Genomic DNA, 19437 nt, shown 5'->3' on the forward strand with positions numbered 1-19437 from the left:
GATCGCGCGCAAGTTCGCTATCTCGCTGGAAGTGCCCCGGTCAGATATCCCTGAAGCGGAAATTCGACTTGGTGAGCTGATCGATGCTTTGCGCCGTGGACTCTCGATGAGGCGACCCTGTTTTCGGTATTCTCCGCAACAGCTCCGTCAGCATTTCCGACTGTTCGGTTGAATTCTGGCGGATCGCCACCAGATGTTCGAGCATCAATCCAAACGTAAAAATCGCGGCGCCGCAGAAGCCCCAGAGAAGGATGACGATCAGCCCCGCGAAAAAGCCGCTGATGCCTCCGATGGCAACCATCCAGATGGCCATCACGACGGCTACGGCCATAACGAGGCCGCCGACGACTTTAAACAATCCCACCATGCATTAGCTCCACTGCAACTTATGATGATAACATCCGGCTGATAAGTCGCACCAAAGCGAGCAAACATCATCTCAATCTTTTGGAGTATATTCTGTTTTATGCGCGCTATGGTGTTCGGTTGCCGAAACGATCTGTCACCCGAGGCGAAGCTTGATCCTTGCGGAATTTTTGCGCTGCGCATTTGCTGCGTCGAGGGACGACACATCGCAAGTATGGTTAACGGGAATTAGCCATTTAATATCAGGCCGATAATGCGAATCACGCGCTGTCCCGAAATTTTACGTCTCATTAATTTGCATGTGGATATTAAGGGATCGTTTATGACCTTCTGGCATTGAATTCTCTCAATCAAGCGATTGTTGGGTGCGTTAAAGAAGGCTTGACATAATGGACGACGATTTCTGGAAAGCTGTTCAGGAAAAAGAGCAGTCCTATTCCACGTCGCGCAGGACGGGCGCGTTGAATATCGCTCTGCTGTTCGGTACGGCAGCGGTCGCGCTTTCGCTTATTCTCACGCCGATGCTCTCTGACAAATCCAAATCTCGCGTGCTTGCGAGCGCGCCGGATATCGACACTGTTACCACCGGTTCGATTCCCCAGACCGAAAACGGCAAGCGGTATACGATCCGCCGCAGCGTGCTGCAGCAGGAGCCGGGTTCGGTTTGCATCGTTCAGGGTTACGGCGCCGACGGTGGCTGCCAATGAAGCATTTCCAGGAAAGGCGCACAGCGGCTTTCCGTTCGCAATGCATGAAGAAACGATAGAATAGAGCGTTTTCGCGATTCGAAGAAAAGCGGAGTTGCTCTAGCGCATGAGCATAGCCTGCCGGATGCCATGAAGCGCATCGGATCCATCCGTTGTTCAGTCCTGGGAGCCCCGAGCTTATGCGTTCCGTACGGCGTATTTTCAATGACAAGACCGGCGCGACGGTCATCGAATACGGCTTGATCGCCGCTTTGATGTCGGCCGCTATCATCAGTGGTGTCGGCGCCTTCGGCGGTAGCCTGTCGAACGTGTTCAACACGCTGTCCAACACGGTTCAAAATTCGGGCGCCTCTCAGAACTGAGCTGGCCGCCGGTCGGATCCAGCTGTCTCGCCGGCTATTGCTTCAGCTTGTGCTCTTCGACCTTGAGCGCATCGGCCAGACGTGCCTTGGCCGAACCTGGCTGCAATGGCTTTTGCTGGCTCTCATGCGGTGCCCAGCCTGAGACATAGATGATCGAGAATGTCGCCCTGATCCGCCCGTCCGGATCGGAATAGCGTTCGGCGTAAAGCTCGGCGGCACGCAGGAAGAAGGCGCGCGTCAACGGCTTGCGGCTGCGATCGACCAGCGGATTGGTCATGCCCATCGCCCGCAGGTCACGCATCAGGGCGAACAGATTGTTGTAACGAACCGTATAGGTTTCGGCGTCGATGACGGGCAGCGTAAAGCCGGCACGCTGCAGGAGGCCGCCGACATCGCGGACATCGGCAAAGGGGATGACGCGCGGGCTGGCACCGCCAGTCAGCTCGATTTCGGTCGCGAGCAGTACGTCGCGCAATTCCTGCAGGGTTCCCGAGCCGGGGATCGCCGCCAGGAAAAGACCGTCGGCTTTCAGCGCCCGGCGGATCTGGATGAAGACTCCGGGTGTGTCGTTGGTGACATGCAGGCTGAGCGGCGACAATACGAGATTGACCGATTCCGCCGCAAGCGGCGGCTCTTCCGGCGGCGCCTCGACAAGGGTCTCGCCGGGGGCGGCAAAGCCCGGCTCGTTTTCGATCCTTTTCATATGGCCGATCTTGCCCGTTGCCAGCGCCAGACGCGCGGCAATCCCCGTCGCGCCGTGCAGCTCGACCGCCTCGTCGAAATGACGTTCCGTGACGGAAAGCCGTTCCGCCAGCTCGCCGGCGGCAATATCGAGCAGGAAGGCCGCTTTCGGATCGCCTTGTTTCAGTGCCCGGCGCTTGCGAGCCGAAAGCAGCGATTGGTCGAACACGATTTCCATGGCGATTTCCTGTAGTGTCATCAGTTGGACGAGGCGTGGCGGGCATGCGAGTTTGCGCAATTCCGAGCGGAAAACCGCTATACACTTTTCCTGGAATTGCTAGTCTCAATCATATGGGCATGATGGGACGCGAAAACACCTTTTCCATGTTGGGTGCCGGGCTGAAAAAGCTCTGGATGCTGCTCGCCGATTTCGTCTATCCACCCGCTTGTCCGGGCTGCGGGGTGTCGGTCGGGGCGCACAGGGGGCTGTGCCCGGCCTGCTGGTCCGCCATTCGTTTCATCGAGCGGCCCTATTGCGAGGTTCTGGGCAGCCCGTTTTCCCACGATCTCGGTGCCGGCATTTTGAGTGCCGAAGCGATCGCCGATCCCCCTGTCTTTGACCGGTTGCGGTCCGCCGCCGTTCATGACGGCATCGTGCGGGACCTCGTACTCAGCCTGAAATATCGCGACCGCACCGATCTGGCGCCGATGATGGCCGGCTGGATGCTGCGCGCCAGCGACGGTACGGTTGCGGCCTGCGATGCGATCATTCCGGTGCCGCTGCACCGGGCGCGGCTGTTTGCGCGCAAATACAATCAGGCTGCCGAACTTGCTCGCCACATTGCCCGCCTTTCGGGCAAGCCGCTGCTCGGCACGACGCTCCTGCGCGTCAGGCGCACGAGCCAGCAGGTTGGTCTTGGGGCGAAGGCGCGCCAGGACAATGTGCGTGGGGCGTTCGCGGTATCCGAACATAGAGCGGCCGATCTGTTCAGGCGCCGCATCGTTCTGGTCGATGACGTCTATACGACGGGCGCGACGGTGGCGGCGGCGACGCGCGCCCTGAAAAAAGCCGGTGCGGCCGATGTCACGGTTTTGACCTTTGCAAGGGTCGTCGGCCATCTTATATGACGATTAATGTAGGCTTTTGCGGAGTGGATCATGGCATCCGTCGTTATTTATACGCGAGAATTCTGCGGCTATTGCGCCCGCGCGAAGTCGTTGTTCGAATCCAAGGGTGTCGATTATATCGAGCACAACGCCACCTATTCGCCAGAAATGCGTCAGGAGATGATTGCGAAGGCCAATGGCCGCTCGACCTTCCCGCAGATCTTCATCAATGGCGAGCATGTCGGCGGCTGTGACGATATTCACGCACTCGATCGGGCCGGCAAGCTCGATCCGATGCTGGCTGCCTGACCTTTTTGCGAGGGAGAGAACGATGAGCTTCAAGGCCGCCGCCGTCCAGATGTGCTCCGGCGTCGATCCGGCGAAGAATGCGGCTGACATGGCGCGCCTGGTGCGCGACGCCGCCTCCAAGGGCGCTATCTACGTGCAGACGCCGGAGATGACCGGCGCAGTGCAAAAGGATCGGCCTGGCCTGCGCGCGGTGCTGCGCGACGAGCCGAACGACATCATCGTCAAGACGGCGTCCGAGCTGGCAAAGGAACTCGGCATCCATCTGCATGTGGGCTCGACCGCGATTGCGCTCGATGACGGCAAGATCGCCAATCGCGGCTTTCTCTTCGGTCCCGACGGCAAGCTCATCAACCGTTACGACAAGATCCACATGTTCGACGTCGATCTCGACTATGGCGAGAGCTGGCGCGAAAGCGCCGTCTACCGGCCCGGATCGGAAGCCCGCATTGCCTCGCTGCCTTTTGCCGAGTTCGGCTTTTCCATCTGCTACGACGTGCGCTTTCCACAGCTCTTCCGCGCCCAAGCCGTTGCCGGAGCCGAGGTGATGACGGTGCCTGCTGCTTTTACGAAGCAGACAGGTGAGGCGCATTGGGAAATTCTTCTGCGTGCCCGGGCGATCGAAAACGGCATGTTCGTTATCGCCGCCGCGCAGGCCGGCAAGCATGAGGACGGCCGCGAAACCTACGGCCATTCGATGATCATCGATCCCTGGGGCAAGGTGCTGGCATCGGCCGGCGGCACAGGCGAGGCCGTCGTTGTCGCCGAGATTGATGTGGCCGCGGTGAAATCGGCCCATGACAAGATACCGAACCTGAAGAATGCGCGTGAATTCTCGCTGGAGAAGATCGCGACGCCGGCGGCTGGAGGCGTCGCTGCTTGATCCGATACTCGCTTAGTTGTGACAATGCCCATGAGTTCGAGGGCTGGTTTTCCGAAAGCGCCGATTTCGATCGCCAGGTCGCGAGCGGCTTTCTGACGTGCCCCGTCTGCAATTCGGCTGCCATCTCCAAGCTCCTGATGGCGCCTTCCGTTTCGACGGCGCGTAAGAAGGATGAGATGCAGACGCTCGCCATGGACGCTGCCCGCAAGGAGGCGATGGCCAAGCTCAAGGAAGCGGTCGATGCCATCAAGGCGAATGCCGAGGATGTCGGCGCGAAATTCCCGGAGGAGGCCCGCAAGATCCATTACGGAGAGGCGGATGCCCGCGGGATCATCGGCAAGGCGACGCCGGACGAAGCGCAGGCTCTCGTCGATGAAGGCATCGAAATCGCCGCCATCCCTGTACTGCCCGACGATATCAACTGATGCCGGCGGGAGTTGGCAGGCATCTGGCCATGTATAATTTCGGGCTGCACGTCGCAGCCTATGAAAGTGCTGCCGTCGAGGGATTTCGTCTGCGCGAGGCGGCGAATTTCGAGGCCGCTGCCCGAGCAAGCGGCTTTATTGGCCGCTCGGGCTATGCCGGCGAGCCAGGCACGGTCTGCTGGGGCGAGCAGGCCTTTCCACGTTTCATAGAAGGCAGCGGCTTCACGACGGCGCCGTCATCCCTGTCGCTGTGGGCCGATATCGAATCGCTGATGGCGTTCACCTATAGCGGCGTGCACGCCGATGCCCTGAAAGGCGCGCGGCAGTGGAACGTCAGGCAGAGCTGGCCGCCGCTTGTCCTTTGGTGGGTGGATCACGGGGCCGTTCCGGAATGGAAGAATGGTGTCGAGCGCCTCGAGCATTTGCACGATCACGGTGCCAGTCCGTTTGCCTTCTCCTTCAAGCAGCCCTACGGGCCTGATGCCCGGCCTTGGGAAATAGACCGCCTTCGTATCAAGGAGATCGTTGCGCGCAACGCCGTGGGCCAGAGCGAGTTATTGGCCCACGTGCTGACATTGAAGGTTTGAAGCAGGGAGGGTCGGATGAGGATTCGCAGGTGTGCAATCAGCTCAGGTTCGCTCGCTTGGCCAAGAGCATGTAGTTGACATCCATATCCTTCGAGAGATTCCAGCGATCCTGCAGCGGCGAATAGAAGACGCCGGTGCGGGCAATGATATCGAGGCCGCTTGCGGCAAGCGGCTTTTCGATCTCCTCCGGGCGCACGAGCTTTTCATATTGGTGGGTGCCGCGCGGCAGCCAGCGAAGCACGTTTTCCGCGGCGAAAATGGCGAGGGCGGCTGCCTTCATGGTACGGTTGATGGTCGCAACGAACATGAGGCCGCCGGGACGGACCATTTTCGCGCAGGTGGACAGGAAGAACTCGACATCGGCGACGTGCTCGACCACTTCCATGTTCAGAACGATGTCGAAGGTCTCGCCGGCCTCCGCCAGCTGTTCGGCTGTAACGGCGCGATAATCGACGGGAACGCCGGAGGCTTTCGCGTGTGTCGAGGCAATGCCGATGTTCTTTTCGGAAGGATCGGCGCCGACGACAGCGGCACCCATGCGTGCCACCGGCTCCGACAGCAGGCCGCCGCCGCAGCCTATGTCGAGCACACGCAGGCCTTCCAGCGGACGGCTGCTCTTCGGATTTCGGTCGAAATTCTCGCAGGCGCGGTCGCGAATATAGGCCAGACGTACCGGATTGAACTTGTGCAGCGGCTTGAACTTGCCGGTCGGGCTCCACCACTCGGCCGCCATGGCGGAAAAACGGTCCACTTCGCTCTGGTCGATCGTGCTCTTTGCCGTTTCGCTCATGATCCACTCCGTAATTTGCGTCGTTCCGCGGTTCGGTCGACTGCAAGCGATAATTCTACCCGAAGGGTGAAGTCGGACGATCGACAGGCGATGTCAAGGGCCTGCGACCTTCGATCATCTGTGGGCTATCTCGATCGCCAGGTGCGAATTGCGCCGTGGAGGTTGACATGGAGGTATCTTATGGCCGATCAATCGCCCGGGCTGTGAAATGAACTTTCAGAACCGGGATCGATTGCGATCGACCGGCTTATAGAGGAGTTCCTCATGAGACCACTCCGTCTCGCGACCGCCGTGGCCATCGGGTGCCTTATGGCCGGCCAAGCAAATGCCGGGGACGGCAAGGGGTTTCGCCTCACGATCGATGGTGTCGAGGTCGGCGTCAATCCCGGCGATACGCTTGACGTCACCATGAAGGATGGCCGCAGGATTCCGGTGGAACTGCAGCGCAGCGATACGGTGACATTCACCGGCGGCAAGTTTTCCTTCGATCACGACGGCAAGTTCACGGTCGCAAAGACGGATCTCGGCGACGGCGTGCAGCAGTATGCGCTGATGACGCCGATCGGCACCGGGATCATCGTCCAGGTCTACAAGGGTCTCAATCCCTCCGGCTATACCGATGTCGTGCTGCAGCAGATGGTGCAAGAGAGCCTCAATGGCGGCGCGAAGATCAGCAGGCATGCGACCGAGCGCACATTGCCGAGCGGCAGCGTGCTGAAGGGCGTGAAGGCCGAGACGGCCACGGACGGCGATGTCATGGAGTACGAGATCGTCGCGACCGGCCGGCCGGAGGGCGGCGTGCTCGTCGCGACCCTTCTCAACAGGGAAAACATCGCCAAGGAAGGAATGATCCTGGATAAGCTTTGGGCCAGTCTAAAAGTTGACTATTAGAGTATTCTTTTAGACCCATCGGGTGGTTCATGCTATTGCACCCGCCCGACAAACTCGCTAAGAGACGGCCCCATTGAGATCACGCTTTTCCGGCTACCGAACTGGAAGGGCGATTTTGCATGTCGGGCTTATCGCATTCGGCCGCCCGGCTCAGGGTACTGGTAGAGGCACATGGCACGCATCGTGATGAAATTCGGCGGAACTTCCGTCGCGGATTTGGACCGTATCAGGAATGTCGCGCGCCATGTGAAACGCGAGGTCGATGCCGGCCATGAAGTGGCGGTCGTCGTTTCCGCCATGTCCGGTAAGACCAACGAGCTGGTCGGCTGGGTTCAGAACATGCCGAAGGTCGCCGGTGCCAATCACTCGATCTACGATGCGCGCGAATATGACGCCGTGGTCGCCTCGGGCGAGCAAGTGACTTCCGGCCTGCTGGCGATCGCGCTGCAGGCCATGGGCATCAACGCCCGTTCGTGGCAGGGCTGGCAGATCCCGATCCGTACCGACAATGCGCATGGCGCGGCCCGCATCCTCGATATCGACGGCGAGGATATGATCCGCCGCATGAAGGAGGGCCAGGTTGCCGTCGTCGCCGGTTTTCAGGGTCTCGGTCCCGACAATCGCGTTGCGACGCTCGGCCGTGGCGGATCCGACACCTCGGCCGTCGCGATCGCCGCTGCCGTCAAGGCCGACCGCTGCGACATCTATACGGATGTCGACGGCGTCTACACGACCGATCCGCGCATAGAGCCGAAGGCGCGCCGCCTGAAGAAGATCGCCTTCGAGGAAATGCTCGAAATGGCCTCTCTCGGTGCGAAAGTGCTGCAGGTCCGTTCGGTCGAGCTGGCCATGGTCTTTAAAGTCCGCACCTTCGTGCGCTCTTCTTTCGAGGATCCCGATGCTCCGGGCATGGGCGATCTGCTCAACCCGCCCGGAACGCTGATTTGTGACGAGGATGAAATCGTGGAACAGGAAGTAGTCACCGGCATTGCCTATGCCAAGGATGAGGCCCAGATCTCGCTGCGCCGTCTTGCCGACCGGCCGGGTGTTTCCGCCGCGATCTTCGGGCCGCTGGCCGAAAACCACATCAATGTCGACATGATCGTCCAGAATATTTCGGAGGATGGCTCCAAGACGGACATGACCTTCACGGTCCCGTCAGGCGATGTCGAAAAGGCGCTGCGTGTCCTCGGCGAAAACAAGGAAAAGATCGGCTACGACGTCGTCCAGAGCGAATCAGGTCTGGTCAAGGTGTCGGTCATCGGCATCGGCATGCGCTCGCATGCCGGCGTGGCTGCGACCGCTTTCCAGGCACTTGCCGAAAAAGGCATCAACATCAAGGCCATTACGACATCAGAAATCAAGATTTCCATCCTGATCGACGGTCCTTACGCAGAACTCGCAGTCAGGACTTTGCATTCCTGCTACGGTCTGGATAAGAGTTGATTCACGACTGCTGACGACGGACCGTGACGGAGGCGAATTTCGGCCGGCCCTGACGTGGGCAAGACAGGCATGACATCTTGATTCGGGAGCTAGTGGCGCAATGAGAGACCTATCCGGCGGTCCACGCGTTCTGCTCAAGCGGCTACGCGAGTTGATGGCGGAGCCGCTGGAGCCGCAGGAGCGCCTTGACCGGATCGTCCGACAGATTGCCAGCAACATGGTCGCCGAGGTCTGCTCGGTCTATGTGCTGCGCGCCGACGGCGTCCTCGAGCTTTATGCCACCGAGGGCCTGAAGAAGGAGGCCGTCCACCTTTCGCAGTTGAAGATGGGGCAGGGCCTCGTGGGCACGATCGCGGCCTCCGCCCAGCCTCTGAACCTTTCGGATGCGCAATCGCATCCCGCCTACCGCTACCTGCCGGAAACGGGCGAAGAGATTTATCACTCCTTCCTCGGCGTGCCGATCCTGCGCACCGGCCGTTCGCTCGGGGTTCTCGTCGTTCAGAACAAGGCGAGCCGAACCTATCGCGAGGAAGAGCTGGAGGCGCTTGAAACGACGGCCATGGTCTTGGCTGAGATGATCGCCACCGGCGAGCTGAAGAAGATCACCAAGCCGGGCTTGGAACTCGACCTCACCCGCTCCGTGACCATCGATGGCGACAGTTATAATGAGGGCATCGGTCTCGGCTATGTCGTGCTTCACGAACCGCGCATCGTCGTCACCAATCTCTTGAACGAGGATGCCGACAAGGAAATCGGCCGTTTGGCCGAAGCGCTCGGCTCGCTGCGCATTTCGATCGACGACATGCTGTCGCGCCGTGACGTTTCCATGGAAGGCGAGCATCGGGAGGTGCTTGAAACCTACCGCATGTTCGCGCACGACCAGGGCTGGGTGCGCAAGCTCGAGGAAGCCGTCCGCAACGGCCTGACCGCTGAAGCTGCCGTCGAAAAGGTGCAGAGCGACACGAAGGCGCGCATGATGCGTCTGACCGATCCTTATCTGCGCGAGCGCATGCACGATTTCGAGGATCTGGCGAACCGGCTTTTGCGGCAGCTCATCGGGCATTCCGGCCGCACCAGCGCCGAGGGTTTTCCGAACGATGCGATCATCTTTGCGCGTGCCATGGGTGCGGCGGAACTGCTGGATTATCCGCGTGCGAATATCCGCGGGCTGGTGCTGGAAGAGGGCGCGGTCACGAGCCACGTCGTCATCGTTGCCCGCGCCATGGGTATTCCGGTCGTCGGACAGGCGGTAGGTGTCGTGGCGCTTGCCGAAAACGGTGATCCGGTCATCATCGATGGCGATGGCGGCCATGTGCATCTGCGGCCGATGGCCGATCATCAGCGCTCCTATGAAGAGAAGGTGCGCTTCCGCGCCCGCCGGCAGGAGCAGTTCCGGGCATTGCGCTCCGTCGAGTCGGTCACCAAGGACGGGCAGCGCATTTCCTTGCTGATGAATGCCGGCCTGCTGGTGGACCTGCCGCAGCTTGCGGAATCCGGCGCCGAGGGCATCGGCCTGTTCCGCACCGAGCTGCAGTTCATGATCGCCTCCACCATGCCGAAAGCGGAAGAACAGGAAGCCTTCTATCGCAACGTGATGAAGCAGGCGGGCGGACGCGTCGTCACCTTCCGGACGCTCGACATCGGCGGTGACAAGGTCGTGCCCTATTTCCGCGCGCATGAGGAAGAGAACCCTGCGCTCGGCTGGCGTGCCATTCGTCTCTCGCTCGACCGCCCGGGCCTGTTGCGCACGCAGCTGCGCGCCATGCTGAAGGCGGCGGCCGACAGCGAATTGAAGATGATGGTGCCGATGGTCACGGAAGTCTCCGAGATCAAGGCGGTGCGCGAATTGCTGCAGAAGGAAGTGCAGCATCTGTCGCGCTTCGGGCATGGCCTGCCGCGCAAGCTGCAGTTCGGCGCCATGCTGGAGGTGCCGGCGCTTCTGTGGCAGCTGGACGAACTGATGGCGGAAGTCGATTTCGTTTCGGTCGGCTCCAACGACCTGTTCCAGTTCTCGATGGCGGTGGATCGCGGCAATGCCCGCGTATCGGATCGTTTCGATCCGCTCGATCGTCCGTTCCTGCGCATTCTGCGCGATATCGTGCGCGCCGGCGTGCGCAACAGGACGCCGGTCACACTCTGCGGCGAGCTGGCCGGCAAGCCGATTTCGGCAATGGCCTTGCTCGGCATCGGCTTCCGCTCGGTCTCGATGTCGCCGGCCTCGATCGGCCCGGTCAAGGCGATGCTGCTCGGGCTCGACCTCAAGGCCCTGTCCGCGGTCATGGAGGAGGCATTGGATGACAGACATCCGACAGCTTCGATGCGGGATATCCTTGTGCGCTTTGCCGAGAGCCACAATATTCCGCTTTAGCGTATGATCCTGAAAAATACCAAGCGGTTTCCAGGCAGGATCATGTGCATCACGTCAAAGCAGATATAATAAGAAGAATTGGAGTCCAGGGTGGCGAAGCTCCCCGTTGAAAAGATGCGTGAATTGGAACGCCGTTTCGGCGAAGTCGAGGCGCGCATGTCGGCCGGTCCGGCCGCGGATGTCTATGTGAAGCTTGCTTCCGAATATTCCGAGCTGCAGCCGGTCGTCACCAGGATCCGCGACTATGAGCGCGCGCTTGCCGAGGCTGCCGATCTCGAGACCATGCTTTCCGACAAGTCTGTCGACCGCGACATGCGCGATCTCGCCGAGATGGAGCTGCCCGAGGTCAGGGAGCGCATCGAGACGCTGGAAAAGGATATCCAGATCGCACTGTTGCCCAAGGACGCGGCTGACGAGAAGAGCGCCATTCTGGAAATCCGCGCCGGTACGGGCGGTTCCGAAGCTGCACTTTTCGCCGGCGACCTTTTCCGCATGTATGAGCGTTTTGCAGCCAGCAACGGTTGGAAGGTGGAAGTGCTTTCCTCAAGCGAGGGCGAAGCTGGCGGCTTCAAGGAAATCATCGCCACCATCAGCGGCAAGGGTGTATTTTCCCGCCTGAAGTTCGAATCCGGCGTCCATCGCGTGCAGCGCGTGCCGGAAACCGAGGCGAGCGGACGCATCCATACGTCGGCGGCAACGGTCGCGGTGTTGCCGGAAGCCGAGGAAATCGACGTCGAGATCCGGCCCGAGGATATCCGCATCGACACGATGCGCTCTTCGGGTGCGGGCGGCCAGCACGTCAACACGACCGACTCGGCCGTGCGTATCACCCACATTCCCTCGGGAATCGTGGTGACGAGCTCGGAAAAATCGCAGCACCAGAACCGTGCCAAGGCCATGCAGGTCTTGCGTTCGCGTCTGTTCGACATGGAGCGCCAGCGCGCCGACAGCGAGCGTTCCGCCGACCGCAGGAGCCAGGTCGGCTCGGGCGACCGGTCCGAGCGCATCCGCACCTATAATTTCCCGCAGGGGCGCGTCACCGATCACCGCATCAACCTGACGCTTTACAAGCTCGACCGGATGATGGTCGGCGAGATCGACGAGGTGGTCGATGCGCTGCTGGCGGATTACCAGGCGAGCCAGCTCGCCCAGCTTGGCGAACAGGTATGAGCGGCGGGCAGGAGACCACCATATCCGGGCTCCTGCAGGAGGTACGCGCCCGTTTTGCAGAGGCCGACCTCGATGATCCTGCCACGGAAGCGCGCATTCTCGTCGGCGGCCTTCTGCATCTTGCCGCCACCGGCCTAATGACGCGCGGCTCCGAGGCTGTGTCTGCCGACGATGCCGCGACGATACGTGCGGCGCTCGCCCGCCGGCTCAATCATGAACCGGTTTATCGCATTCTCGGCGAGCGGGAGTTTTATGGCCTGTCGCTGCGGCTTTCGGCTGCGACGCTCGAACCGCGGCCAGATACCGAAATTCTCGTCGATACGATGCTGCCGCATCTGAGACGCCTTGAAACCAGGCTTGGCAATATCCACATACTGGACATCGGAACCGGAACGGGAGCCATCTGTTTGGCCTTGCTCCATGAATGCCCGCAAGCGACGGGTGTCGGTTCCGATATTTCCAGCGAAGCGCTGGAGACGGCTCGCGGAAATGCGGAGCGAAATGGACTGGCTGCGCGGTTCAGCACTGCGCAGGGAAGCTGGTTTGAAGCCATCCACGAACGTTTTCATGTGATTGTCTCAAATCCGCCCTATATTGCGTCCAGTGTCATTTCCACTCTCGCTCCAGAAGTAAAGGATTTCGATCCTCCCGCGGCCCTTGACGGGGGCGTTGATGGGCTGGATGCATACAGAGCGATCGCAAAGGATGCGTCGCGGTTTCTACATCCGGATGGTATGTTAGGAGTGGAGATCGGTTACGATCAGCGTGAAACGGTGACTTCGATTTTTGAAGGAGCAGGATTTTCCCTTGTCGAGGCGGCTCGTGACTACGGCCAGAACGATCGGGTTCTTGTGTTTGAATTTCATCATTAACGCGACATCTTGCAGCAGATTTGTTGGACCTCTGTTGTTATCGCAAAGAAAAAGCTTGGATTTCCTGAGGAAGCAATATAGGTTGCGCTCACGCGTTGGGCGGCTGGGAATAGGCGAGACGATTCGCCTGTCTTGGACAGCCTCGGGGATCCGCTCTTTGGTAAGAGTGTCAAAGGTTGAAGATAACCCAATGCGTGATCAGTTAATCTGACGTAGTCGAGCGGCAGACCGGCGCTTAAAGCGCAGTTTGCTTGCGGCACGCAGGCCCTGGTTCGGGAATGTCCGAACCGCGGCGGCAGGTGCCGTGTATGATTTTTATCCCAACGAAGAGAATTCAGGTGAAGGATCTATGAGGCCAGGACAGCAGAACAAGCGCGGTCGGGGGCGTGGCAATAACAACAACGGCGGCGGCGGAAATAACAACAACAATTTCAACCGCAAGGGCTCGAACCCGCTGACCAGGACTTACGACAGCTCCGGTCCCGATGTGAAAATCCGCGGGACCGCGCAGCATATTGCCGAGAAATACGCGGCTTTGGCTCGCGATGCGCAAAGCTCCGGCGACCGCGTCATGGCCGAAAACTACCTGCAGCATGCCGAGCACTACAATCGGATCATTGCCAGCGCCCAGGCGCAGATGCAGGAACGCTACCAGCGCGACGATCATCACAATTACAATGACCGCGATAATGCCGAGCGTGACATCGACGATATGGATGCGCAGGAGATCGAGGACCAGCCGCAGGTGACGCAGCCCTCGGCTCGCCGGCAGCAATCGGCCCCGGCCGTTGCCGCCGCGCCTGCTCCCGAGCCCGAAGCGATCAACGGCACAGGCCCGCAGCCGGTGATCGAAGGCATCCCGGCCGAAGTGGCGATCGAAGAGGAAACTCCAGCCGTTGCCGCTAACGAGCGCCAGCCGCGCCGTCGCAATGCAGGCGGCAATCGCCCGCGCCGCCAGCCGCGCCGCAGCGCTGCCGCAGCCGAAGGCGAAGATCAGGGCGAAGGCGCTTCGAGCGAAGCTCCGGCTCTGGCGGATGCTGCCTCGGAATAAGGTCTGCGTGCGCCTTGGGGCGAGCGTTCGAATATCGAAACGGCAGCGGCAGTGCGACATGCACTGCCGCTGCCGTTTTGCTGTCGAGGATGGCCGGAACCTTTGTGGCTCGACAACACCTTTTCCGAGGCCGGGTCGCCCCAAGGTTTCCGGCGATTGACCGAAGTATTTCGCAGGCCGAAATCTCGCGCCTTTTTTCGTATTTTCCACCCTTTAAACTCTTCAAATACCCTCCCATATTCTCTCCAGTTGCTTTGCCGCAAATCTCAATGGCGGAAGGCGGGCCTGCCTCTTGAGGGGGCTCAATCTCAATCATCGGTCTGCGCCGGTCTGGGCAGGGCGATTCATGGAGGTCTCACATGAATATCGAAAAATACTCCGAGCGGGTGCGTGGTTTCCTGCAATCCGCGCAAACCTATGCGTTGGCGCAGGGTAACCAGCAGTTCACGCCCGAGCATGTTCTCAAAGTGCTTCTGGACGATGACCAGGGCATGGCCGCCTCATTGATCGAACGTGCCGGCGGCGATGCCAAGGCTGCCCGCATTGCCAATGATGCCGCGCTTGCCAAGCTGCCGAAGGTTTCCGGCGGCGACGGCCAGGTCTATCTCTCGCAGCCGCTCGCCAAGGTTTTCACCACTGCCGAAGATGCCGCAAAGAAGGCGGGCGATAGTTTCGTCACCGTCGAGCGTCTTTTGCAGGCACTGGCGATCGAGCCCACGGCTTCCACCTCGGCGACGCTGAAAAATGCAGGTGTTACACCTGTCGCCCTTAATCAGGTCATCAACGATATCCGCAAGGGTCGCACGGCTGATTCCTCCAATGCGGAGCAGGGCTTCGATTCATTGAAGAAGTACGCCCGTGACCTCACCGCCGAGGCTCGCGAAGGCAAGCTCGACCCGGTGATCGGCCGTGACGACGAAATCCGCCGCACGATCCAGGTCCTGTCCCGCCGTACCAAGAACAATCCTGTGCTGATCGGCGAGCCCGGTGTCGGCAAGACGGCGATCGTCGAAGGCCTGGCGCTGCGCATCGTCAATGGCGACGTGCCGGAATCGCTGAAGGACAAGAAGCTGATGGCGCTCGATATGGGCGCGCTGATTGCCGGTGCGAAATTCCGCGGCGAGTTCGAAGAGCGGCTGAAAGCCGTGCTCAATGAGGTGCAGTCGGAGAATGGCGAGATCATCCTGTTCATCGACGAGATGCACACGCTGGTCGGCGCCGGCAAGGCCGATGGCGCCATGGATGCGTCCAACCTCTTGAAGCCGGCCCTTGCGCGCGGCGAGCTGCACTGCGTCGGTGCGACCACGCTCGATGAATATCGCAAGCATGTCGAAAAGGACCCGGCCCTTGCCCGCCGCTTCCAGCCCGTCATGGTCGAAGAGCCGACGGTCGAGGACACGATCTCGATCCTGCGCGGCCTGAAGGAAAAATATGAACAGCATCACAAAGTGCGCATCGCCGATGCCGCGCTGGTGGCGGCTGCGACGCTTTCGAACCGCTACATCACCGACCGCTTTTTGCCGGACAAGGCCATCGACTTGATGGACGAAGCCGCAGCTCGCCTGCGCATGCAGGTGGATTCCAAGCCGGAAGAGCTCGACGAACTCGATCGCCGCATCATCCAGCTGAAGATCGAGCGCGAGGCGCTGAAGAAGGAGACCGACCAGTCTTCCGCCGACCGGCTGAAGCGGCTGGAGGGTGATCTTGCTTCGCTGGAAGAGGAAGCCGATGCGCTGACTGCGCGCTGGCAGGCCGAAAAGCAGAAGCTGGGTCTGGCCGCCGATCTGAAGAAACAGCTCGACGATGCCCGCAACGAACTCGCCATTGCCCAGCGCAAGGGCGAATTCCAGCGTGCAGGCGAGCTTGCCTATGGTGTGATCCCCAATCTGGAGAAGGAACTCCACGACGCGGAAGAGCAGGATAGTGCCCGCGATTCCATGGTGCAGGAAGTCGTCACCGCCGACAACATCGCCCAGGTGGTTTCCCGCTGGACCGGGATTCCCGTGGACAAGATGCTGGAAGGCGAGCGCGACAAATTGCTCAGGATGGAAGACGAGCTGGCGAAGTGGGTCGTCGGCCAAGGTGATGCCGTTCAGGCCGTCTCCCGCGCCGTTCGCCGCTCGCGCGCTGGACTACAGGATCCGAACCGGCCGATCGGCTCGTTCATCTTCCTCGGCCCCACAGGTGTCGGCAAGACGGAGCTGACGAAGGCACTCGCCCGCTTCCTCTTCGACGACGATACTGCGATGGTGCGCATCGACATGTCCGAGTATATGGAGAAGCACTCCGTTGCCCGGCTGATCGGTGCTCCTCCCGGCTATGTCGGCTATGAGGAGGGCGGTGCACTGACCGAAGCCGTCCGCCGTCGGCCGTATCAGGTCGTGCTGTTCGACGAGATCGAGAAGGCGCATCCCGATGTCTTCAACATTCTGCTCCAGGTTCTGGACGATGGACGCTTGACGGACGGGCAGGGTCGCACGGTCGATTTCCGCAATACGATGATCATCATGACCTCCAACCTGGGCGCCGAATATCTGACCCAGCTGAAGGAGGGCGATGACAGCGATTTGGTGCGCGAGCAGGTGATGGACGTGGTCCGGTCGCATTTCCGGCCTGAGTTCCTGAACCGTATCGACGAGATCATCCTGTTCCATCGCCTGAAGCGTGACGAGATGGGCGCGATCGTCGATATCCAGCTTGAACGGCTGCTGAAGCTGCTGTCGGAGCGCAAGATCACGCTCGAACTTGATGAGGATGCCCGCAATTGGCTCGCCAACAAGGGTTACGATCCGGTCTACGGCGCACGGCCTCTGAAGCGGGTAATCCAGAAATATGTCCAGGATCCGCTCGCTGAGCAGATTCTTTCTGGTCAGATTCCGGATGGCTCGCTCGTCAAGGTCACCAGCGGTTCGGACAGGTTGCTGTTCCGCCCGCGTCAGGCCGTGAATGAGGCGGCCTAAGCCGCAGCGGGTGAATAAATGCGGATGGCGGTCTTCGGGCCGCCATTTTGCTGTCGGCGGTAGCGTCGTCAGATCAGCTTGAAATGGGCCGAGCGGCTGATACTACTTGCTGGCGACCTGTTTCGTCTTGTCGTCGCTGAGGAGCGTATCGATGCGCTTGCGCTCTTCCTGAAATTTGGCGAGGGCCTCGCCTTCGAGCGACTTGCCGCCGGGAAGGCGGATGCGCAGCGGATCGACCTTGGTGCCGTTGACGATCAGCTCGTAGTGCAGATGCGGGCCGGTTGCGAGACCCGTCGAGCCGATGAAGCCGATGACCTGCCCTTGAACCACCTTTGCGCCCGGCACGACGCCCTTGGCGATGGCGCTCTGGTGATTGTAGGAGGAGACGTAGCCGTTCGCATGCCGGATCAGGGTCTGATTGCCGAAGCCGCCGGAATCCCAGCCGGCCTTTTCGACGATGCCGTTGCCGGCCGCAATGATCGGAGTGCCGCGCGGCGCCGACCAGTCGACGCCGGTATGCATGCGCGCAAAGCCGAGGATCGGGTGGCGGCGCATACCGAAGCCGGATTTGAAGATGCCCGTCGGAACGGGATTGCGCAGCAGGAACTGCCGGATGCTTTTGCCGTTTTCATCGAAGTAATCGATCGAGTGATCCGCCGGGTCCTCGAAACGGTAGAAGCGGGTCACGTTATCGCCGAACCTGGCGTTGACGTAAAGCAGTTCGGAATCGGCCGTTGCCTGTCCGTTGTCGTCGGTGACCGAAAAGAAGGCCTCCAGCGAATCCGTGGGTTTGAGCTGTGCCTGGAAATCGACGTTGCTCGCAAGCAGCTTGACGATCTGTGCCACCATTTCCGTCGTCATGCCGTAGGATAGGGCTGCGCGATAGATCCCGTCGTAGACTCTCGGCAAATCGCGCCCAGCCGTTAAGGCAGGCCCATCGTTGTCGAAAGCCGTCGAGATGGCATCGAGCATCGGCGGCGCGTTGCCGGCAACGAATTCGCCGCGGTCGTTCTGCGCGACGGTGACCAGATGTTTCGTGCCGCGATAGATGCTGGCGCGGATGATCGTGGCCTGCTCGCCCTTCTGCAGGATGCCGATGCGCAGCACGTCGCCGGCGGAGACGTCGGCCGAACCGAAAAGCGGCTGGATTTTTGCTGCGATATCGTCTGCATCCGCCTTGAGGTAGCCGGCGCCGGTGAGCGCCGAGGCTATCGGCATGTTTTGGCGAACCGGAATGATATCGTCGGCAAACTCCTGCGTCTGCGCAGTCACCGCTTCCGGAGCCGAGACGGACATGTTTTCCTCAACGATGCGGGCTGAAAGGCCGGCTGTCAGGTCGACATCGGAATCGTCATTGGCGAAGCGGCGCGGATCGACATAATAGAGCGCTGAAAGCTGGGCGTTGCCATCTGCGAGTATCGAGCCGTTGGAGCGGACATTCTGCTCGACCTCTTCCAGCGACATGGAGCCGGCGAGCTGGAAAGGAATATCCCTGGCAGGGAAGGGGATCGTCTTCAGGCTGACTTCGGACTCCACATCCGATCCGTAGATGGCTCCGGTCTTGTTGGCCGGCTGCGGTATGTTTTCGTCGGCGGAAAAGATCGCCAGAGGATCGAAGGGCGGATAGCTTTCATTGACGACGCGGTTGGTCGCGAGCGCGATCTTCACATGGGCAAAGGGCTGGCGGCGCACCACCTCCTTGTCGCCGTCGCGCACAACGGTCGAAACCTCGAGGACATTGCGGTCGGACGGTTTCGAGGCGATTGCGGTCGAAATCAGCCGGCCGCCGCGGGTGACCTGGTTGTCGGTGGCGCTGTGGCTATCGGTCGTCGCATAGGCTTCTGCCGGAATGGCCAGCTGCTGCCGGCCATCGAGGGCGGCAAACAATGCCACGCCCATCAGAATGCTTGAGGTCAGGCCGGTCAGGAAGGTGCCGGAAAGCCAGCGGAGCGAAACTTCGCGCCGATCCGGCGCCCGCCTGCCATCGGCCAGGATCGGCGGCTCGTTACCGAGCGATCGGAGCATCATCTTGTCCGTCATCATGCCGATCGTGATCCGCTTCCTTCATGCAAGCCGCAGGCTGGGGGCGAAGATGTGCATATTTATGACAGGGGTGTCAAATCGCGCGGCCGTTTTTTGCGTCGCACGATGCCTCGTTTGTCACCAGGGTAGTACGGGCGTCGCCTGATCATCGGGCGGGAGGCGTTGCTTTATGGTCGGTTCCGCGTCTCCCGGTCGAGCTGGACGTTCCCGATAGGATATCTGTGAGTGTTTTTGCGGCGTATTTGCGATGATCACAGGAATGTTCATAATTCTCTCATAGGAATCAATCATTTATCTGTTTTTTGATTTTTTTCAAAATCGGCCTGTTGACTATATCGGGTTGGGGGGTCTATAAGCCCGATCACTGACGAGGGCGGCGGCGCTGCTGGCGACGAAGTCTCTCGCTCTGGTGTTTCCTTGGT

18 protein-coding genes are annotated in these 19437 nt (G+C 60.5%); 14 read left to right on the forward strand and 4 right to left on the reverse strand.

Going from position 1 to position 19437, the window contains the following annotated elements:
• Nucleotides 1-40: 40 nt before the first annotated feature.
• Nucleotides 41-367 (reverse strand): hypothetical protein, encoded by a 327-nt coding sequence (locus Q4Q11_RS16450; protein ID WP_112504268.1) that lies wholly within the window; start codon nucleotides 365-367, stop codon nucleotides 41-43.
• A 388-nt stretch (nucleotides 368-755) separates the two neighbouring features.
• Between Q4Q11_RS16450 and Q4Q11_RS16455 the strand changes: the two genes are divergently transcribed.
• Nucleotides 756-1073: a hypothetical protein gene (locus Q4Q11_RS16455; RefSeq protein WP_113215303.1), complete on the forward strand. Its 318-nt coding sequence runs from the start codon at nucleotides 756-758 to the stop codon at nucleotides 1071-1073.
• A 179-nt stretch (nucleotides 1074-1252) separates the two neighbouring features.
• On the forward strand, nucleotides 1253-1435 hold the full coding sequence (locus Q4Q11_RS16460; protein WP_498570155.1) for a Flp family type IVb pilin: 183 nt from the start codon (nucleotides 1253-1255) through the stop codon (nucleotides 1433-1435).
• A gap of 34 nt (nucleotides 1436-1469) precedes the next feature.
• Here Q4Q11_RS16460 and Q4Q11_RS16465 read toward each other — a convergent pair whose 3' ends face one another.
• Complete coding sequence (locus tag Q4Q11_RS16465; protein WP_498570156.1) at nucleotides 1470-2354, reverse strand: class I SAM-dependent methyltransferase; 885 nt, start codon at nucleotides 2352-2354, stop codon at nucleotides 1470-1472.
• 122 nt (nucleotides 2355-2476) lie between these two features.
• Between Q4Q11_RS16465 and Q4Q11_RS16470 the strand changes: the two genes are divergently transcribed.
• The 5 genes from Q4Q11_RS16470 to Q4Q11_RS16490 are packed head-to-tail and all read left to right on the forward strand — an operon-like array spanning nucleotide 2477 to nucleotide 5424.
• A complete protein-coding gene (locus Q4Q11_RS16470) occupies nucleotides 2477-3244 on the forward strand; it encodes a ComF family protein (protein ID WP_498570165.1) in 768 nt (255 codons plus the stop codon).
• 30 nt (nucleotides 3245-3274) lie between these two features.
• Nucleotides 3275-3532, forward strand: a complete 258-nt coding sequence (gene grxC, locus Q4Q11_RS16475; protein ID WP_498570157.1) for a glutaredoxin 3 — start codon at nucleotides 3275-3277, stop codon at nucleotides 3530-3532.
• A gap of 22 nt (nucleotides 3533-3554) precedes the next feature.
• Nucleotides 3555-4412, forward strand: a complete 858-nt coding sequence (locus Q4Q11_RS16480) for a carbon-nitrogen hydrolase family protein (protein WP_498570158.1) — start codon at nucleotides 3555-3557, stop codon at nucleotides 4410-4412.
• A complete protein-coding gene (locus Q4Q11_RS16485; RefSeq protein WP_112504256.1) occupies nucleotides 4409-4837 on the forward strand; it encodes a DUF1178 family protein in 429 nt (142 codons plus the stop codon). Before Q4Q11_RS16480 ends, Q4Q11_RS16485 begins: the two co-directional genes overlap by 4 nt.
• Nucleotides 4837-5424 carry a DUF3291 domain-containing protein gene (locus Q4Q11_RS16490; RefSeq protein ID WP_498570159.1) on the forward strand — a complete coding sequence of 196 codons (588 nt, stop codon included), beginning with the start codon at nucleotides 4837-4839 and terminating at the stop codon, nucleotides 5422-5424. The genes Q4Q11_RS16485 and Q4Q11_RS16490 overlap by 1 nt, the downstream gene beginning before the upstream one ends.
• A 37-nt stretch (nucleotides 5425-5461) precedes the next feature.
• Here Q4Q11_RS16490 and ubiG read toward each other — a convergent pair whose 3' ends face one another.
• On the reverse strand, nucleotides 5462-6214 hold the full coding sequence (gene ubiG / locus Q4Q11_RS16495; RefSeq protein ID WP_112504252.1) for a bifunctional 2-polyprenyl-6-hydroxyphenol methylase/3-demethylubiquinol 3-O-methyltransferase UbiG: 753 nt from the start codon (nucleotides 6212-6214) through the stop codon (nucleotides 5462-5464).
• Between the two features lie 264 nt (nucleotides 6215-6478).
• Between ubiG and Q4Q11_RS16500 the strand changes: the two genes are divergently transcribed.
• From Q4Q11_RS16500 to clpB, 7 genes are all read left to right on the forward strand, one after another.
• The gene (locus Q4Q11_RS16500) at nucleotides 6479-7105 is read left to right on the forward strand and encodes a hypothetical protein (RefSeq protein ID WP_112504250.1); all 627 of its coding nucleotides are present in this window, start codon (nucleotides 6479-6481) and stop codon (nucleotides 7103-7105) included.
• A 171-nt stretch (nucleotides 7106-7276) separates the two neighbouring features.
• Nucleotides 7277-8551, forward strand: a complete 1275-nt coding sequence (locus Q4Q11_RS16505) for an aspartate kinase (RefSeq protein ID WP_112504248.1) — start codon at nucleotides 7277-7279, stop codon at nucleotides 8549-8551.
• Between the two features lie 100 nt (nucleotides 8552-8651).
• Nucleotides 8652-10919, forward strand: a complete 2268-nt coding sequence (ptsP, locus tag Q4Q11_RS16510) for a phosphoenolpyruvate--protein phosphotransferase (protein ID WP_112504246.1) — start codon at nucleotides 8652-8654, stop codon at nucleotides 10917-10919.
• Nucleotides 10920-11009: 90 nt separating this feature from the next.
• Nucleotides 11010-12089, forward strand: coding sequence for a peptide chain release factor 1 (gene prfA / locus Q4Q11_RS16515; protein WP_498570160.1), 1080 nt, complete (start codon nucleotides 11010-11012; stop codon nucleotides 12087-12089).
• Complete coding sequence (gene prmC / locus Q4Q11_RS16520; protein ID WP_498570161.1) at nucleotides 12086-12961, forward strand: peptide chain release factor N(5)-glutamine methyltransferase; 876 nt, start codon at nucleotides 12086-12088, stop codon at nucleotides 12959-12961. Before prfA ends, prmC begins: the two co-directional genes overlap by 4 nt.
• A 349-nt stretch (nucleotides 12962-13310) precedes the next feature.
• Nucleotides 13311-14012 carry a DUF4167 domain-containing protein gene (locus tag Q4Q11_RS16525; protein WP_498570162.1) on the forward strand — a complete coding sequence of 234 codons (702 nt, stop codon included), beginning with the start codon at nucleotides 13311-13313 and terminating at the stop codon, nucleotides 14010-14012.
• Between the two features lie 359 nt (nucleotides 14013-14371).
• Nucleotides 14372-16972: an ATP-dependent chaperone ClpB gene (gene clpB / locus Q4Q11_RS16530; RefSeq protein ID WP_112504238.1), complete on the forward strand. Its 2601-nt coding sequence runs from the start codon at nucleotides 14372-14374 to the stop codon at nucleotides 16970-16972.
• A gap of 102 nt (nucleotides 16973-17074) precedes the next feature.
• Here the strand turns inward: clpB and Q4Q11_RS16535 are convergent, their stop codons facing one another.
• Complete coding sequence (locus Q4Q11_RS16535) at nucleotides 17075-19015, reverse strand: M23 family metallopeptidase (RefSeq protein WP_498570163.1); 1941 nt, start codon at nucleotides 19013-19015, stop codon at nucleotides 17075-17077.
• Nucleotides 19016-19437: the final 422 nt, after the last annotated feature.

It is taken from the genome of Rhizobium sp. UFLA01-1127 (assembly GCF_059803845.1).

Coding starts and splice junctions, on each gene's coding strand:
- Q4Q11_RS16450 (WP_112504268.1), bottom strand. CDS start 367: ATGGTGGGATTGTTTAAAGTCGTCGGCGGCCTCGTTATGGCCGTAGCC.
- Q4Q11_RS16455 (WP_113215303.1), top strand. CDS start 756: ATGGACGACGATTTCTGGAAAGCTGTTCAGGAAAAAGAGCAGTCCTAT.
- Q4Q11_RS16460 (WP_498570155.1), top strand. CDS start 1,253: ATGCGTTCCGTACGGCGTATTTTCAATGACAAGACCGGCGCGACGGTC.
- Q4Q11_RS16465 (WP_498570156.1), bottom strand. CDS start 2,354: ATGGAAATCGTGTTCGACCAATCGCTGCTTTCGGCTCGCAAGCGCCGG.
- Q4Q11_RS16470 (WP_498570165.1), top strand. CDS start 2,477: ATGGGACGCGAAAACACCTTTTCCATGTTGGGTGCCGGGCTGAAAAAG.
- grxC (WP_498570157.1), top strand. CDS start 3,275: ATGGCATCCGTCGTTATTTATACGCGAGAATTCTGCGGCTATTGCGCC.
- Q4Q11_RS16480 (WP_498570158.1), top strand. CDS start 3,555: ATGAGCTTCAAGGCCGCCGCCGTCCAGATGTGCTCCGGCGTCGATCCG.
- Q4Q11_RS16490 (WP_498570159.1), top strand. CDS start 4,837: ATGCCGGCGGGAGTTGGCAGGCATCTGGCCATGTATAATTTCGGGCTG.
- ubiG (WP_112504252.1), bottom strand. CDS start 6,214: ATGAGCGAAACGGCAAAGAGCACGATCGACCAGAGCGAAGTGGACCGT.
- Q4Q11_RS16500 (WP_112504250.1), top strand. CDS start 6,479: ATGAGACCACTCCGTCTCGCGACCGCCGTGGCCATCGGGTGCCTTATG.
- Q4Q11_RS16505 (WP_112504248.1), top strand. CDS start 7,277: ATGGCACGCATCGTGATGAAATTCGGCGGAACTTCCGTCGCGGATTTG.
- ptsP (WP_112504246.1), top strand. CDS start 8,652: ATGAGAGACCTATCCGGCGGTCCACGCGTTCTGCTCAAGCGGCTACGC.
- prmC (WP_498570161.1), top strand. CDS start 12,086: ATGAGCGGCGGGCAGGAGACCACCATATCCGGGCTCCTGCAGGAGGTA.
- Q4Q11_RS16525 (WP_498570162.1), top strand. CDS start 13,311: ATGAGGCCAGGACAGCAGAACAAGCGCGGTCGGGGGCGTGGCAATAAC.
- clpB (WP_112504238.1), top strand. CDS start 14,372: ATGAATATCGAAAAATACTCCGAGCGGGTGCGTGGTTTCCTGCAATCC.
- Q4Q11_RS16535 (WP_498570163.1), bottom strand. CDS start 19,015: ATGATGACGGACAAGATGATGCTCCGATCGCTCGGTAACGAGCCGCCG.